15 protein-coding genes are annotated in these 15,393 nt (G+C 41.8%); 10 read left to right on the plus strand and 5 right to left on the minus strand.

Going from position 1 to position 15,393, the window contains the following annotated elements:
* The first annotated feature begins 62 nt into the window (after positions 1-62).
* The 9 genes from RYK12_RS04195 to RYK12_RS04235 all read left to right on the plus strand — a co-directional run bounded on the left by RYK12_RS04195 (position 63) and on the right by RYK12_RS04235 (position 9,845).
* On the plus strand, positions 63-932 hold the full coding sequence (locus RYK12_RS04195; protein WP_261089694.1) for an ROK family protein: 870 nt from the start codon (positions 63-65) through the stop codon (positions 930-932).
* Positions 926-2,806, plus strand: coding sequence for a beta-N-acetylhexosaminidase (locus tag RYK12_RS04200; protein ID WP_314847161.1), 1,881 nt, complete (start codon positions 926-928; stop codon positions 2,804-2,806). The genes RYK12_RS04195 and RYK12_RS04200 overlap by 7 nt, the downstream gene beginning before the upstream one ends.
* Positions 2,807-3,015: 209 nt before the next feature.
* Positions 3,016-3,945, plus strand: coding sequence for a sugar ABC transporter permease (locus RYK12_RS04205; RefSeq protein WP_001032153.1), 930 nt, complete (start codon positions 3,016-3,018; stop codon positions 3,943-3,945).
* Between the two features lie 13 nt (positions 3,946-3,958).
* Positions 3,959-4,882, plus strand: coding sequence for a carbohydrate ABC transporter permease (locus RYK12_RS04210; protein ID WP_000818354.1), 924 nt, complete (start codon positions 3,959-3,961; stop codon positions 4,880-4,882).
* 103 nt (positions 4,883-4,985) lie between these two features.
* On the plus strand, positions 4,986-6,470 hold the full coding sequence (locus RYK12_RS04215) for an ABC transporter substrate-binding protein (RefSeq protein WP_314847163.1): 1,485 nt from the start codon (positions 4,986-4,988) through the stop codon (positions 6,468-6,470).
* 232 nt (positions 6,471-6,702) lie between these two features.
* Positions 6,703-7,392: a CPBP family intramembrane glutamic endopeptidase gene (locus tag RYK12_RS04220; protein ID WP_314847164.1), complete on the plus strand. Its 690-nt coding sequence runs from the start codon at positions 6,703-6,705 to the stop codon at positions 7,390-7,392.
* A 56-nt stretch (positions 7,393-7,448) separates the two neighbouring features.
* Positions 7,449-7,745 (plus strand): bacteriocin immunity protein, encoded by a 297-nt coding sequence (locus RYK12_RS04225; protein WP_314847165.1) that lies wholly within the window; start codon positions 7,449-7,451, stop codon positions 7,743-7,745.
* Between the two features lie 131 nt (positions 7,746-7,876).
* Positions 7,877-8,863 carry a rhodanese-related sulfurtransferase gene (locus RYK12_RS04230; protein WP_314847166.1) on the plus strand — a complete coding sequence of 329 codons (987 nt, stop codon included), beginning with the start codon at positions 7,877-7,879 and terminating at the stop codon, positions 8,861-8,863.
* Positions 8,864-8,984: 121 nt separating this feature from the next.
* Positions 8,985-9,845 carry a DUF4299 family protein gene (locus tag RYK12_RS04235; protein WP_314847168.1) on the plus strand — a complete coding sequence of 287 codons (861 nt, stop codon included), beginning with the start codon at positions 8,985-8,987 and terminating at the stop codon, positions 9,843-9,845.
* A gap of 71 nt (positions 9,846-9,916) precedes the next feature.
* Here RYK12_RS04235 and RYK12_RS04240 read toward each other — a convergent pair whose 3' ends face one another.
* From RYK12_RS04240 to RYK12_RS04260, 5 genes are all read right to left on the minus strand, one after another.
* Positions 9,917-10,981 carry a DUF6574 domain-containing protein gene (locus tag RYK12_RS04240; RefSeq protein ID WP_314847170.1) on the minus strand — a complete coding sequence of 355 codons (1,065 nt, stop codon included), beginning with the start codon at positions 10,979-10,981 and terminating at the stop codon, positions 9,917-9,919.
* 62 nt (positions 10,982-11,043) lie between these two features.
* On the minus strand, positions 11,044-11,994 hold the full coding sequence (locus tag RYK12_RS04245) for a DUF4097 family beta strand repeat-containing protein (protein WP_314847171.1): 951 nt from the start codon (positions 11,992-11,994) through the stop codon (positions 11,044-11,046).
* Entirely contained in the window at positions 11,987-12,580 is a 594-nt protein-coding gene (locus RYK12_RS04250) for a DUF1700 domain-containing protein (protein WP_000198700.1), read from the minus strand. The genes RYK12_RS04245 and RYK12_RS04250 overlap by 8 nt, the downstream gene beginning before the upstream one ends.
* On the minus strand, positions 12,567-12,893 hold the full coding sequence (locus RYK12_RS04255) for a PadR family transcriptional regulator (RefSeq protein WP_000273858.1): 327 nt from the start codon (positions 12,891-12,893) through the stop codon (positions 12,567-12,569). The genes RYK12_RS04250 and RYK12_RS04255 overlap by 14 nt, the downstream gene beginning before the upstream one ends.
* Positions 12,894-13,031: 138 nt before the next feature.
* Complete coding sequence (locus RYK12_RS04260; protein WP_125454325.1) at positions 13,032-14,198, minus strand: MFS transporter; 1,167 nt, start codon at positions 14,196-14,198, stop codon at positions 13,032-13,034.
* A 154-nt stretch (positions 14,199-14,352) separates the two neighbouring features.
* Between RYK12_RS04260 and RYK12_RS04270 the strand changes: the two genes are divergently transcribed.
* Positions 14,353-15,183 (plus strand): glycosyltransferase, encoded by an 831-nt coding sequence (locus RYK12_RS04270; RefSeq protein WP_033689509.1) that lies wholly within the window; start codon positions 14,353-14,355, stop codon positions 15,181-15,183.
* The last annotated feature ends 210 nt before the right edge of the window (positions 15,184-15,393 follow it).

Consider the following 15,393-nt stretch of genomic DNA (forward strand, 5'->3'; position numbering starts at 1 on the left):
AGAAAGGAGGGGCGAAAAGGTAAGAACTAACTGCTGATTCGCCCCTTTTTATGGTAAAAACAATGACCATTGCAACGATTGATATCGGAGGGACTGGAATTAAGTTTGCCAGTCTGACTCCTGATGGGAAAATACTAGATAAGACAAGCATTCCAACACCAGAAAGTTTGGAGGACTTACTAGCTTGGCTAGATCAGCGCTTGTCAGAACAGGATTACAGTGGGATTGCTATGAGCGTTCCAGGTGCGGTCAATCAAGAAACTGGTGTGATTGATGGATTCAGTGCCGTCCCTTATATCCACGGCTTTTCTTGGTATGAAGCCCTTGCTCATAATCAGCTGCCTGTCCATCTTGAAAATGACGCTAACTGCGTTGGACTCAGTGAATTACTGGCTCATCCAGAACTTGAAAATGCAGCCTGTGTCGTGATTGGGACAGGGATTGGCGGAGCCATGATTATCAACGGTAGACTTCACCGAGGCCGACACGGCTTGGGTGGCGAATTTGGCTATATGACAACCCTTGCCCCTGCTGAAAAGCTCAACAACTGGTCGCAACTAGCATCAACTGGAAATATGGTGCGATACGTGATTGAAAAGTCTGGTCAGACTGACTGGGACGGTCGCAAGATTTACCAAGAGGCCGAAGCAGGAAATGTCCTTTGTCAAGAAGCCATTGAGCGCATGAACCGTAATCTGGCGCAAGGCTTGCTCAATATTCAGTATCTCATCGATCCAGATATCATTAGCCTAGGCGGTTCTATCAGTCAAAATCCAGACTTCATCCAAGGGGTTAAGAAAGCTGTCGATGAATTTGTCGATACCTACGAAGAATACACGGTTGCACCTGTTATCCAAGCCTGCACCTATCATGCAGATGCCAATCTCTACGGTGCTCTTGTCAACTGGCTACAGGAGGAAAACCAATGGTAAGATTTACAGGACTTAGTCCCAAACAAACTCAGGCAATTGACTTGCTGACAAAACATATCTCTTTACCAGATGTGGAAGTGGCAGTCGCTCAGTCTGACCAAGCCTCTATCTCTATCAAGGGTGAGGGTGGACACTATCAATTAACTTACCGCAAACCCCACCAACTTTATCGTGCCTTGTCCCTGTTGGCAACATCCCTAGCAGAAGGTGACAAGGTAGAGATTGAGGAGCAAGCAGCTTATGAAGATTTAGCCTATATGGCAGACTGTTCTCGAAATGCGGTGCTGAATGTGGCTGCTGCCAAGCAGATGATTGAGGTCTTGGCTCTCATGGGCTACTCAACCTTTGAGCTTTACATGGAAGACACCTACCAGATTGAGGGGCAGCCTTACTTTGGCTATTTCCGTGGAGCCTACTCGGCTGAGGAGTTGCAGGAGATCGAAGCCTATGCCCAGCAGTTTGACATGACCTTTGTGCCTTGCATCCAGACCTTGGCCCACTTGTCAGCCTTTGTTAAATGGGGTGTCAAAGAAGTGCAGGAGCTCCGTGATGTGGAGGATATCCTTCTTATCGGCGAAGAAAAGGTTTATGACCTGATTGATGGCATGTTTGCCACCCTGTCTAAACTGCAAACCCGCAAGGTCAATATCGGGATGGACGAAGCCCACTTGGTTGGTTTAGGACGTTACTTGATTTTGAATGGTGTAGTAGACCGTAGTCTCCTCATGTGCCAACACTTGGAGCGCGTGCTGGATATTGCTGACAAGTATGGTTTCCACTGCCAGATGTGGAGCGATATGTTCTTTAAACTTATGTCAGCAGATGGCCAGTACGACCGTGATGTGGAAATTCCAGAAGAAACTCGTGTCTACCTAGACCGTCTCAAAGATCGTGTGACCTTGGTTTACTGGGACTATTATCAGGATAGCGAGGAAAAATACAACCGCAACTTCCGCAACCATCACAAGATTAGCCATGACCTTGCCTTTGCAGGAGGTGCTTGGAAATGGATTGGTTTCACACCCAATAACCATTTCAGCCGTCTAGTAGCTATTGAGGCTAATAAAGCCTGCCGTGCTAATCAGATCAAAGAAGTCATCGTGACGGGTTGGGGGGATAATGGTGGTGAGACCGCCCAGTTTTCTATCCTACCAAGCTTGCAAATCTGGGCAGAACTCAGCTATCGCAATGACCTAGGCCGACTGTCTGCTCATTTCCAGACCAATACAGGTCTATCGGTTGAGGATTTCATGCAGATTGACCTAGCCAACCTTTTACCAGACCTACCAGGCAATCTCAGTGGCATCAATCCCAACCGCTATGTCTTTTATCAGGATGTTCTCTGTCCGATACTTGACCAGCACATGACACCTGAACAGGACAAACCGCACTTCGCTCAGGCTGCTGAGACGCTTGCTGACATTAAAGAAAAAGCTGGCAACTATGCCTACCTCTTTGAAACTCAGGCCCAGTTGAACCAGATTTTAAGTAGCAAAGTGGACGTGGGACGACGCATTCGTCAGGCCTATCAAGTAAACGATAAGGAAAGTCTGCAAGAAATCGCAAGACAAGAATTACCAGAACTCAGAAGCCAAATTGAAGACTTCCATGCCATCTTTAGCCACCAATGGCTGAAAGAAAACAAGGTCTTTGGCTTGGATACGGTCGATATCCGTATGGGCGGACTCTTGCAACGCATTAAGCGAGCAGAAAGCCGTATCGAAGCTTATCTGGCTGGTCAGCTGGACCGTATCGATGAGTTAGAAGTGGAAATCTTACCATTTACTGACTTCTACGCAGACAAGGACTTCGCAGCCACAACAGCCAACCAGTGGCATACTATTGCGACAGCTTCAACGATTTATACGACCTAAAAACAAGAACACCGTGCCTTACTCAGAGTGTTTCTCGTGAAACATCCCTTTCTTAAAAAAGTACTCCACATAAAATAATTTGTGGAGTTTTTTCTATAATTAGTAGTTTAACCTAACCTTCAAATAGGAGTATACTAATAATGTAATCGTTATCAAAAGTCTAAAAAGGAATTTTTAGATGGATATCAAAATAAAAAAGGGAGGAAATTATGAATAAGTTTTCAAAAACCTTGAGAGACAACTGGATCTTTCTCTTGATGGTTTTGCCAGGGGCACTCTGGTTGATTCTATTCTTCTACATTCCAGTATTTGGGAACGTGGTTGCCTTTAAAGACTACCACATGACCAGTAATGGATTTATAGATAGTATCGTGAATAGTAAATGGGTCGGACTCGATAATTTCAGATTCTTGTTTAGTTCAAAAGACGCCTTTATTATCACACGAAATACTGTCCTCTACAATCTCGGCTTTATCTTTATTGGCTTGATTGTATCTGTAGGGATTGCCATCATCCTCAGTGAACTCCGTTCTAAGAGAATGGTTAAGATCTTCCAAACTTCCATGTTGTTCCCTTACTTCTTGTCTTGGGTTATCATCAGTTTCTTTACAGATGCCTTCCTAAACATTGACAAAGGGGTGTTCAACCATTTCCTAGAGTCTATCGGGATGAAGGAAATCAATTTCTACGCTAACTTAGGCATCTGGCCATATCTCCTACTTTTCCTTGGTATTTGGAAAGGCTTTGGATATAGCAGTGTCATGTACTATGCGACAATCATGGGAATTGATCCAACCTACTACGAAGCAGCGACAGTGGACGGAGCCAGCAAATGGCAACGAATTCGCAATGTAACCATTCCGCAGTTGACACCATTGGTAACCGTATTGACCATCCTTGCAGTCGGAAATATCTTCCGTGCAGACTTCGGTCTCTTTTACCAAATCCCCCACAATGCTGGTCAGCTTTATAACGTAACAAACGTCTTGGACGTATATGTTTATAATGGTTTGACTCAGACAGCAGATATCGGGATGGCATCAGCGGCAGGTCTTTATCAATCAGTAGTCGGCTTGATTCTGGTTATCCTATCAAACTTACTTGCAAGACGAGTTGATCCAAACTCAGCTTTGTTCTAGAAAGGAGGAGAATATGGCAGAAAAGAAAATTAAAAAAGAAAAAATTGATAATGTCGGCATTCACTCCTTCAGTAAGAAAGCAGATATCTTCTTTAGTACCATTTCTGGTTTGGTTGCCCTCTCTTGTATCCTACCCTTTGTATTCGTTATCGTTATTTCGGTGACAGATGAAAAGAGTATCCTACAAAATGGATATAGCTTCTTCCCATCTCAATTTGGATTAGATGGATTTGAGTTCTTGGCACAGTTTAAGGATAAAATCCTCCAAGCCCTCTTCATCTCAGTCTTTGTAACCGTAGTTGGGACATTGACAAATGTCTTTATCACAACAACTTATGCTTATGCCATTTCACGGACAACCTTTAAGTATCGCAGATTCTTTACAATCTTCGTTCTACTTAGTATGTTGTTCAATGCTGGTTTGGTACCAGGTTATATCATGGTAACTCGTGTACTTCAGCTTGGTGACACTGTTTGGGCCTTGATTGTTCCAATGCTTCTCTCACCATTCAATATTGTTTTGATGCGTTCCTTCTTCAAGAAGACGATTCCCGAAGCTATTCTCGAATCCGCTCGTATCGATGGTGCTAGTGAGGCCCGGATTTTCTTCCAAATCTGTTTGCCATTGTCACTACCAGGTATCGCAACCATCACGCTCTTGACAGCTCTTGGTTTTTGGAATGACTGGTTCAACGCTCTTCTTTACATTAAGAGTGACAACTTGTATCCATTGCAATATTTGCTCATGCAAATCCAACAAAATATGGACTACATCGCCAAAGCAGTCGGCCTATCTGGTCAACTGGGAGTTGCTCTACCGAAAGAAACCGGACGTATGGCCATGGTTGTGGTGGCAACCCTTCCAATCGCAATCTTGTATCCATTCTTCCAACGCTACTTTGTAAAAGGTTTGACTATCGGTGGTGTGAAAGAATAGTGCTTACTGAGAAAAAATATTTCTCATTTCCCAACTTCCCTTGCGTGAAGTTAAAATCATTAAATTGTTTATAAGTTTAAAAATAAAAAAAGGAGTTTTTGTCATGAAAAACTGGAAAAAATATGCTTTTGCATCTGCTAGCGTAGTCGCTTTGGCTGCAGGTCTTGCTGCTTGTGGGAACCTTTCAGGTAACAACAAAAAAGCTGCTGACTCAGCTTCAGGTGATAAGACTGTTATCAAAATGTACCAAATCGGTGACAAACCAGATAACTTGGATGAATTGCTAGAAAATGCTAACAAAATCATCGGAGAAAAAGTTGGTGCCAAATTGGATATCCAATACCTTGGATGGGGTGACTATGGTAAGAAAATGTCAGTTATCACATCATCTGGTGAAAACTATGATATCGCCTTTGCAGATAACTACATTGTAAATGCTCAAAAAGGTGCTTATGCTGACTTGACAGAATTGTATAAGAAAGAAGGGGCAGAACTTTATAAAGCACTTGACCCAGCTTACATCAAAGGTAACACTGTAAACGGTAAAATTTACTCTGTTCCAGTTGCAGCCAACGTTGCATCATCTCAAAACTTCGCCTTCAACGGAAGTCTTCTTGCTAAATACGGTATCGATATTTCAGGTGTTACTTCATACGAAACACTTGAGCCAGTCTTGAAACAAATCAAAGAAAAAGCTCCAGATGTAGTGCCATTTGCAGTTACTAAGAACTTCATCCCTTCTGAGAACTTTGACTACCCAGTAGCAAACGGTCTTCCATTCGTTATCGACCTTGAAGGGGACACTACTAAGATCGTAAACCGTTACGACGTTCCTCGTTTCAAAGAACACTTGAAGACTCTTCACAAATTCTATGAAGCTGGATACATTCCAAAAGACGTAGCAACAAGCGATACTTCATTTGACCTTCAACAAGATACTTGGTTCGTTCGTGAAGAAACAGTAGGACCAGCTGACTACGGTAACAGCTTGCTTTCACGTGTTGCGAACAAAGATATCCAAATCAAATCATTCACTAACTTCATCAAGAAAAACCAAACAACACAAGTTGCTAACTTTGTCATCTCAAACAACTCTAAGAACAAAGAAAAATCAATGGAAGTGTTGAACCTCTTGAACACTAACCCAGAACTCTTGAACGGTCTTGTTTACGGTCCAGAAGGCAAGAACTGGGAAAAAATTGAAGGTAAAGAAAACCGTGTACGCGTCCTTGATGGCTACAAAGGAAACACTCACATGGGTGGATGGAACACTGGTAACAACTGGATCCTTTACATCAACGAAAACGTTACAGACCAACAAATCGAAGATTCTAAGAAACAATTGGCTGAAGCTAAAGAATCTCCAGCGCTTGGATTCATCTTTAACACTGACAGTGTGAAATCTGAAATCTCAGCAATCTCTAACACAATGCAACAATTCGATACAGCTATCAACACTGGTACTGTAGACCCAGATAAAGCTATTCCAGAATTGATGGAAAAATTGAAATCTGAAGGTGCCTACGAAAAAGTATTGAACGAAATGCAAAAACAATACGATGAATTCTTGAAAAACAAAAAATCATAAGATCAATTGATTTCGTGTATTCATTCCTAATTCCTAAAAACTGAATCACTGTTTTCCTCAGGCTTATCTGGGGGAGGCAGTGATTTTTTGAAACGAGAGCATAGATATCTATGTTTCTTTATCACTATTTAACCATTCAGGAAATCTCAAGTACCATTTAGGATTTGGAGTAAGGATTTAGGAAAATATAGCTTATATTAGAGATGTATCGAGTTTACAAAGGAGAGTTCACATGAAAAAGTATCAACTTCTATTCAAAATAAGTGCAGTTTTCTCTTACTTATTTTTCGTATTTGGTCTTTCTCAGCTGACGCTTATTGTTCAAAATTATTGGCAATTTTCTTCCCAGATTGGCAATTTCGTCTGGATTCAAAATATCTTGAGTTTGCTATTTAGCGGAGTCATGATTTGGATTCTGGTTAAGACAGGGCACGGCTATCTTTTTCGCATTCCGAGAAAAAAATGGCTTTGGTATTCGATTTTGACAGTACTAGTGGTAGTGCTCCAGATCTCTTTTAACGTTCAGACAGCTAAACATGTTCAGTCAACTGCTGAAGGTTGGGCTGTATTGATCGGTTATAGTGGGACCAACTTTGCTGAGCTAGGTATCTATATAACTTTGTTCTTTCTGACTCCACTTATGGAAGAGCTAATCTATAGAGGATTACTGCAACACGCCTTTTTTAAGCATTCGAGATTTGGCCTTGATTTGCTTCTTCCGTCAATTTTATTTGCTCTTCCTCATTTTTCAAGCCTGCCTAGTTTGTTAGATATCTTCGTCTTTGCAACATCTGGCATCATCTTTGCTAGTTTGACCCGCTATACCAAGAGCATTTATCCTTCCTATGCGGTGCATGTGATTAATAATATTTTCGCGACATTACCATTTTTGCTGACTTTTTTACACAGGGTATTTGGGTAAAATATTGGTACGAGAGTTAGGAATGATCGTTTTTCAACTTAAGGAGGAAAATAAGAATGACACCATTAAAATGGTTTGCCGGAGGAAGTGAAAGACGTTGTGAAGCGATGGCTATCATAGATTATCTATTGGAAGATATAAAGGATACGCCTCAGCTGACTCCCTTGAAAAATCAGTTAGTGAGTTATAAAAGACGATTAGAGGACGATGGGACCTCTACCCCATTTATATTGAGTCAAATGAATGTTGACATCTCACGTATGTTAATTGACAATAAGCTGATTTTGTCAGAAAGTCAAGCTGAGGAGATCAAAAAATTGAGAGAATTATCTGCTATTCGCTATGGTTACTGATGAAATGCAGGGATAAATCCCTTTTTACAATTTCCAGTCAAATAAATTGCATTCGCTTTCTCAAGCAGGTATACTAGTATAGTTAGATGAAAAATTCTGAAAATTTAAGAATAGAAAAGAGAACAAATCTTATGGCAAAAGATATTCGTGTCTTACTTTACTACCTTTATACTCCAATTGAAAATGCAGAGCAATTTGCTGTAGACCACTTGGCTTTCTGTAAATCAATCGGTCTTAAAGGCCGTATCCTAGTCGCTGACGAAGGAATTAACGGAACAGTTTCAGGGGATTACGAAACAACTCAAAAATACATGGACTACGTTCACAGCCTCCCAGGCATGGAAGACCTCTGGTTCAAGATTGACGAAGAAAGTGAACAAGCCTTCAAGAAGATGTTTGTTCGCTACAAGAAAGAAATTGTCCACCTTGGTTTGGAAGACAACGACTTTGACAATGACATCAACCCACTTGAAACAACAGGTGCCTACTTGTCTCCAAAAGAGTTCAAAGAAGCCCTTCTTGACGAAGATACCGTTGTCCTTGACACACGTAACGATTATGAGTACGACCTAGGACATTTCCGTGGGGCTATCCGCCCAGATATCCGCAACTTCCGTGAGTTGCCACAATGGGTTCGTGATAACAAGGAAAAATTCATGGACAAGCGTGTTGTGGTTTACTGTACAGGTGGCGTTCGCTGTGAGAAATTCTCAGGCTGGATGGTCCGTGAAGGCTACAAAGATGTCGGCCAATTGCACGGAGGAATCGCAACTTACGGTAAAGACCCAGAAGTCCAAGGTGAACTTTGGGATGGGAAAATGTACGTCTTTGACGAGCGTATTGCCGTAGATGTTAACCATGTCAACCCAACTATCGTAGGGAAAGACTGGTTTGATGGAACACCATGTGAACGTTATGTCAACTGTGGAAATCCATTCTGTAACCGTCGTATCTTGACATCAGAAGAAAATGAAGACAAGTACCTTCGTGGATGCTCACACGAGTGCCGTGTTCACCCACGTAACCGCTATGTTTCAGAAAATGAATTGACACAAGCTGAAGTAATCGAGCGCCTAGCCGCTATCGGTGAAAGCTTGGATCAAGCAGCTACTGTATAAGATCAAACAGTCCTCAGGGGCTGTTTTTCTATGCTTTTTACTCAAAAATCTAAAGTTTGTTTCTGTATCTTTCAGGAAAATAGGGTATACTATATGTAAACGATTTCAAAGGAGTTCAGTTATGACGAAAACATTTTTTATTCCAAATAAACAGAGCATTTTAGGAGAACAAGAAATTTTGACTGCCAAGTCTATCTTGGCCTTGGTAGATGGTTTGGAGTCACATAGCTATGATGCTGTCTATCTCCGTCAGCCTCTTAATCGTCTCGAGTATATCGAGTGTGCGATAGTGGGGAAATCACAATTCCTTTTTAAGGTCAGTTATGCTGATGGTCAAAAGGCTTACCGTGTCGATCTTCCTGACCTACTAACGAAGACAGACTGGCAGATTATCAAATCATTTTTAGATGCTCTGCTTGCTTATACAGGAACTGAGATTGAAGGACTAGATGGTTTTGATTTTGAAGCTTATTTCCAAGCAAGTATTCAAGCTCATATTGCAGACACTGCGGCTCGTTTTACGATTTGCCAAGGAATTTTTAATCCTGTTTTCTTTAGTCATGAGGACTTGAAAATCTTTTTAGAGGCAGATGGTTTGGCACAGTTTGAAGCGCGTGTGCGTGCGGTTCAAGAGACCGATGCTTACTTTGCAAGAGTTTCCTTCTATCAGGATGGAGAAGGACAAGTTCACGGTGTTTACCATCTGGCTCAAGGGGTCAAGACCGTTTTACCTAGAGAACCATTTGTACCTGCAGCTTATATTGAACAATTGGTGGATAAGGAAGTGCAGTGGGAGATTGACTTGGTTCAAATCACAGGAGACGGCTCTAAACCAGAAGACTATGAAGCCATTGCCCGCTTGGACTATGCAAAATTCCTAGAGTCACTACCATCAGCATCTTACCACCAACTAGACGCCAATCAATTAGAAATACAACCCATCCTAGGACAAGATTTTAAAGCATTAGCACAAGGAAAGTAAATCAGAAGCAGGTCAATCGACTTGCTTTTTTGACATAGAAAAAATCCTGTCATGGATGACAGGATTGAAGTTTAAAGAAAGGCCAAGATACGAAGATAATCTCCAATCAGTGCCACTTCAGCTACAAAGAAGAGGAGGATAATAACTCCGTTCACAAGGACAGACAAGAATAACTGATAGAAGGAGTCGGTTTCACTTGCTTGACTTGGTCTTGTAATGATATGGAGGCTAGCAAGCAGAATGATTCCAATACTAATCACACACAAAATTGCTGTAAATCGCAGGCTGTCAAAGAAGGCAAAGAAACTAGCAATAGCAGTGAGGAAGATTGGAATTGCTAAGAGTTGACTATATTCTTGGAGAACCTTTTCTAGCGTCCAGTCCTTTTCCTGGTAGATAAATCGTCTCACGACGAAACTACCCAAGAGGAATGAAAAGAAGAAGAGTGTTGTTGCTACTAGGATAGAGATAATCGAAAAGAGATTCAATGAAGCAAATTGTTCAGGGAAGTGATTATGCATAGTTGCTATATGTCCATAGTAAGCATGTTTGATGTGGTAGATACTAAAGAAAAAGGAAGATGCAGAAAACAGAATGAGCAAGAGAAAGGCTGTGTAGCTGTGTGTGCTACTTGTTTCAAGACTGCTTGTAGGAGATTTGAGAGCCTCCACTAGCCAAGACCAAAAATCAAGCGCTTGCTCTTTCCATCTATCCGTAGATTTTGGAGCTTGGTCGGGGATATAGGGACTTTCTAAGGATTGACTGATAAGAAGGGGCTCTTTCGTGGTTGGTTTTTGCTGAGGAAGTACTTCTTGACTCTCTTCAGCTATGGTGACTTTTTCTGTTTCTTTAGAAAGATCTTGCTCTTCTTCAGTAGAATCTAATGCTTTCTTTTCTTCTATTTCTGTTCTCGCTTCACTGTCTTCAGGAGTTTCAATTTTCTCTTCTTGCTGGCTTTCCAGTTCGACCTCAGCTTGAGAGACGTCCTCCTCTACTTGAGTATTTTTTTCAATTGGCGTATCGAGATTAGCTATCGTTTCTTCAGCCTTGTCTGCAACCTCTTGAGCTTGCTCTTCAGGTTTGTTCTTGCTTGTTGTTTTTACAAAATCATTACTTTCAAACCATTCTTGTTTCATGGTAGAACCTCCTTTTTAGTTAGATAAATATGCTTCCATAGTAGCAGATGTAAGCGCTTTTGTCAACGATTTCTAGAAGAAGACTCGTGTTCCTCTGATTTGAGTAGATAGATATCCTGTTCTGCTCTGGCGATGAGTTGATCTTTTGCATCTGCTTTTTCTGTCTTATAAGGATTGCTTAATCGTTCATCTTTGTTTTTTTCGTTTTTAAACGAACGCCTTCCTTCTCTTAAAAAATGAAGAATAGAACCATGTTTTGTTGAAAGATCTAAGTTGATTCTTTGTTTTTCTTCTTCGGAAAGTAGCAGTTGTAGGTCTGTTTTCGCCACCAATTCCACCTTACCGTGTACTTGGATATTTTCAGCGTGGAAGTGATGTTCTGTTGACTCTAGCTGACTATCTGTCAGTTCTGTGCTAAAGATATTGATGATATTTGGTGTTGTGAGTTTACTGTTTTTGATACGACTTCCTTCAATTCGGAGGAGATAGCCATTATTGGTATTGAGGGTCGCATTTTCAAGGCTGGCATTGGTGATACTGGTTTGACCGCGATTTGCTGAGATGTTGATTCCTTTTAGAGTTCTCCCTTTTGGCAACTGGAGAATAACTTCTTCAAAACGACGAGAGTAGCTGCTTGCGATATGGAGAATCCCGCCAATTCCAGAAGAGAGAAATGGACTTTCAGACAGTTTCTTATCAGTGAGGCTCAGCGTTTTATCGTTCTGATTTGTGATAAGATCATGGTGAGCAGAAAGAGATGGATGGTAAGAAATGTGGATTTGATCATCGAAAGAGTCTGTGATGGTCAGTGCGTGTTGATGGAGAGTAATCTCTAGGTTTTCGACTTCCTTGCCAAAGGTTAGCTCTTCCGTACGGCTATCATAGACAGGCTCCTTGGACATGGCAAGCAGACTCTTAATCCCGTCAGATTGGATCCCTACAAAGAGCAGGATAAAGCCGATAATGGTAGTCACCACACCAAAAATGAGAAATCCTTTTGTCCATTTACGCATGCTGGTCACCTCTCTTTCCTTTTTTGAGAACAAATTGCACCAGGCGAACAATGAGTAGGCCGAAGAAGCGAGCTACATAGGAAATACCTAATAAAACTAGCGAAGAAGCACCGATAGCTAGTAAACCAGAACCAAAAATCAAGATAAAGGCTGATTTAGCTTGGGCTAGGACAGTGAAACTTTCAACTAAAAATAGGAATCCGCCGATGATACCAAGTATGGAAACCGCAAAGAAAGCTAGAATGACAGTCAAGGCTGCCACAAGGATTGCGAACAGGGACACGAGGATGGCGATTCCCAGAGGAATACCGATGGGTGCTGCAAGGAGAGCTAACAAGGCGATATGCAAAATTTGTCGGTTATTCTTTTGAGCGGGTGCCTCATTGATTTTTTTATCGAGAAGATTGGAGAGAACTTCGTGGGCCGCTTCTTTGGGAGTTCCCAAACTAGCAATGAGTTCTTCTTCTCCCTCGACTCCAGCATCGTCAAAGAGTTCCCTGAAATAGTCCATGGCTTCAATTTGGTCAGCCTGAGGCAGTTTTTTGAGATAGAGTTCTAGCTGAGTCAGGTATTCAGTTCTTGTCATGGCGGATACTCCCTTCTATGATGCCATTGATGGTGTCTGTATAAAGTGCCCATTCATCTTTTAGGGTCACGAGCTGCTCTATACCACCGTTTGTCAAGGAGTAGTATTTGCGCATGCGACCTTGGAACTCTCTAGAATAGGTTGTCAGAAAGCTATTGCCTTCCAATTTTTTGAGAATGGGATAGAGTGTGGATTCTTTGATATTAGCGATCAGCTTAATGGTTTGGCTAATCTCATAACCATAAGAATCATCCTGCTCCAGTACGGCCAAGATGAGAAATTCAATCAAGGCAGAGGATGTTGGAAAGTACATGGGGAACCTCCTTTTCTAATGTGTAAGATTTTTATATATAATTTTTCTACACATACATTGTACATCTAAAAGAAAGCCCTGTCAAGAGAAATGTGTAAAATTTTTATATATAAAAAACTTCTAGCTAAAACTAGAAGTTTAGAGGATTTTATCGGCTCTATCCACTGTAAAGAGGGCCACAGTCATCAGGATATCGACGAGTAAGAGGGCAGCTACAGCTGGTACCCAAGAGTGGAAAAGGTCAAAACTGTAACCAAAGAGGGTTGGTCCAAAGGCTGCTAGGATATAGCCTCCTGTTTGAGATAGACCGGACAATTGGGCTGTCTTTTCAGGAGCGCTTGTCTTGAGTGAAAAATTGACCATGAGATAAGGGAAGAGGGCACTGGTTGCGGTTCCGATGAGGAGATGGATGGCCAGCCAGTAAAAGAAATTACCGATTGGGAAAAAGAGCATGGAAATACCGACCACACCAGCTAGTGAAACCAGAGTGAGCATGAGCTGACGGTTACGAGTAGATAAACTGGTTGTCAGGCTTGGGATGGTCATTGAAAAAGGAATGCTAATCAGAGAGAAGATAGAAGTCAGCAAGCCAGCTTCGTGACTGGATAGGCCTGCATGGATAGCCATGGTAGGTAGCCAGGTCATAGCAGTGTAAAAGAGCAAGGATTGAAAACCTGCAAAGACAATCACTGCCCAGACCTGTTTATTATGCATGACCTTTGCTTTGCTTTTTTGTTTGGTTTGTGGAGCCAGTCTGTGATTATAGCGGTGATTTGGGAGCCAGACCAAAAAAGTTGCTAGACAGAGCAGGGTGAGGAGGATGATAAGCCCTTTCCAAGAACTGGCTTGTGTAATAGGCACGGCTAGATAGGAGGCCAGAGCCGTCGCAATCCCCATAGACGTTACATATAAGGTGGTCAGAAAACCAATTTTCTTTGGTTGATTGGCTTGGATAAGACTAGGAAGCAGAACATTGATGACTGCGATACTTGCCCCAACCATCAAGGTTCCTAGATAGAGCAGGGGCAGATTGATTAGTCGAATGAGAGAACCGATAGTCAAGAAGAAAAGGCTGTAGGTGAAGAGATGCTCCAAGCCGATTTTCTGAGCCAGTCGGGTAGAAAAGAGTGAGAAGAGGGTAAACATGAGGAGAGGAAGGCTGGTCAAGACACCAAGCGAACTAACTTCTACTCCCAGCCCTTGCGAAATATCTCCCAAAATAATGGGTAAAACAGTAAAAGGAGTCCGCAAGGAAACACCAATCAGGATAATACCTGGAACAAAAAAGAGTGATTGCTTTTTCATATAATACCTCTTCTAACTGATTTTAATAACAGCTTATTTTAAGGCTTTTTCCCTATAATGTCAAGTAAGGTTTCTGGCTTTCAAGATAAAAATGGGAAAGTCTTGAAAATTATGATAAAATAGTGGAAGGAAATCTATACATTGGAGAAAAACTGTGTCTGAAAAGCAAAAAATCAGCGTATTGATGTCGGTCTATATCAAGGAAAATCCGACATTTTTAAAGGATGCTATTGAGAGTGTTCAAAATCAGACCCTGAAACCGAGCGAATTGGTTCTGGTTGAGGATGGGCCTTTGACACCTGAGCTCTATCAGGTATTAGACCAGCTTGAAGCTGAGTCTGATATTCCAGTGAAACGCTATCCTCTTGAGCAGAATCAAGGTTTGGGTCTGGCTCTTCGACAGGGTGTTTTGCAGTGTCAGTATGATATTATTGCCCGTATGGATACGGATGATATAGCTGTTCCAGACCGTTTTGAGAAACAGGTTCAGCTAATGGAGAAGGACAAGCTCGACCTATTAGGTGGACATATTGCAGAGTTTATTGACAATCCTGATGAGATTGTTTCTTACCGTCGTGTTCCAACCCAGCATGCAGATATTGTAGCTTATCAAAGGATGAGAAGTGCCTTTAACCACATGACTGTCATGTTCAAGAAGGACATGGTTCTCAAGGCAGGCAACTATGAGGATGGCCTCTATATGGAGGATGACCTCCTCTGGCTCAATATGATTGCTGCAGGAGCCAAGACTGGAAATCTGGATCAAATCTTGTGTAAGGTTCGTGTCGGAGCAGGAATGTTTGAGCGTCGTGGGGGACTGCGTTACCTCAAACTCTATCGTCAGGCTCGTCAGCGCATGCTGAAGAGAGGGCAAATTTCTTACATGGAGTATGCCAAGAGTGTTGCCATTCAGATGATTGTTGCCCTTTGTCCCGGATTTGTCAGACAGTTTATTTTTATGAAACTGTTACGAAAAAGCAATTAAAAGATTGTAGCAAATCGTAAACTTTAGAAAAAGTGTTATAATAACAATATAATACTCTTCGAAAATCTCTTCAAACCGCGTCAACGTCGCCTTGCCGTATGTGTAGGATACTGACTACGTCAGTTTCATCTACAACCTCAAAACAGTGTTTTGAGCAACCTGCGGCTAGTTTCCTAGTTTGCTCTTTGATTTTCATTGAGTATAACCATC

The sequence above is a fragment of the uncultured Streptococcus sp. genome (assembly GCF_963518475.1).
GTDB lineage: Bacteria > Bacillota > Bacilli > Lactobacillales > Streptococcaceae > Streptococcus.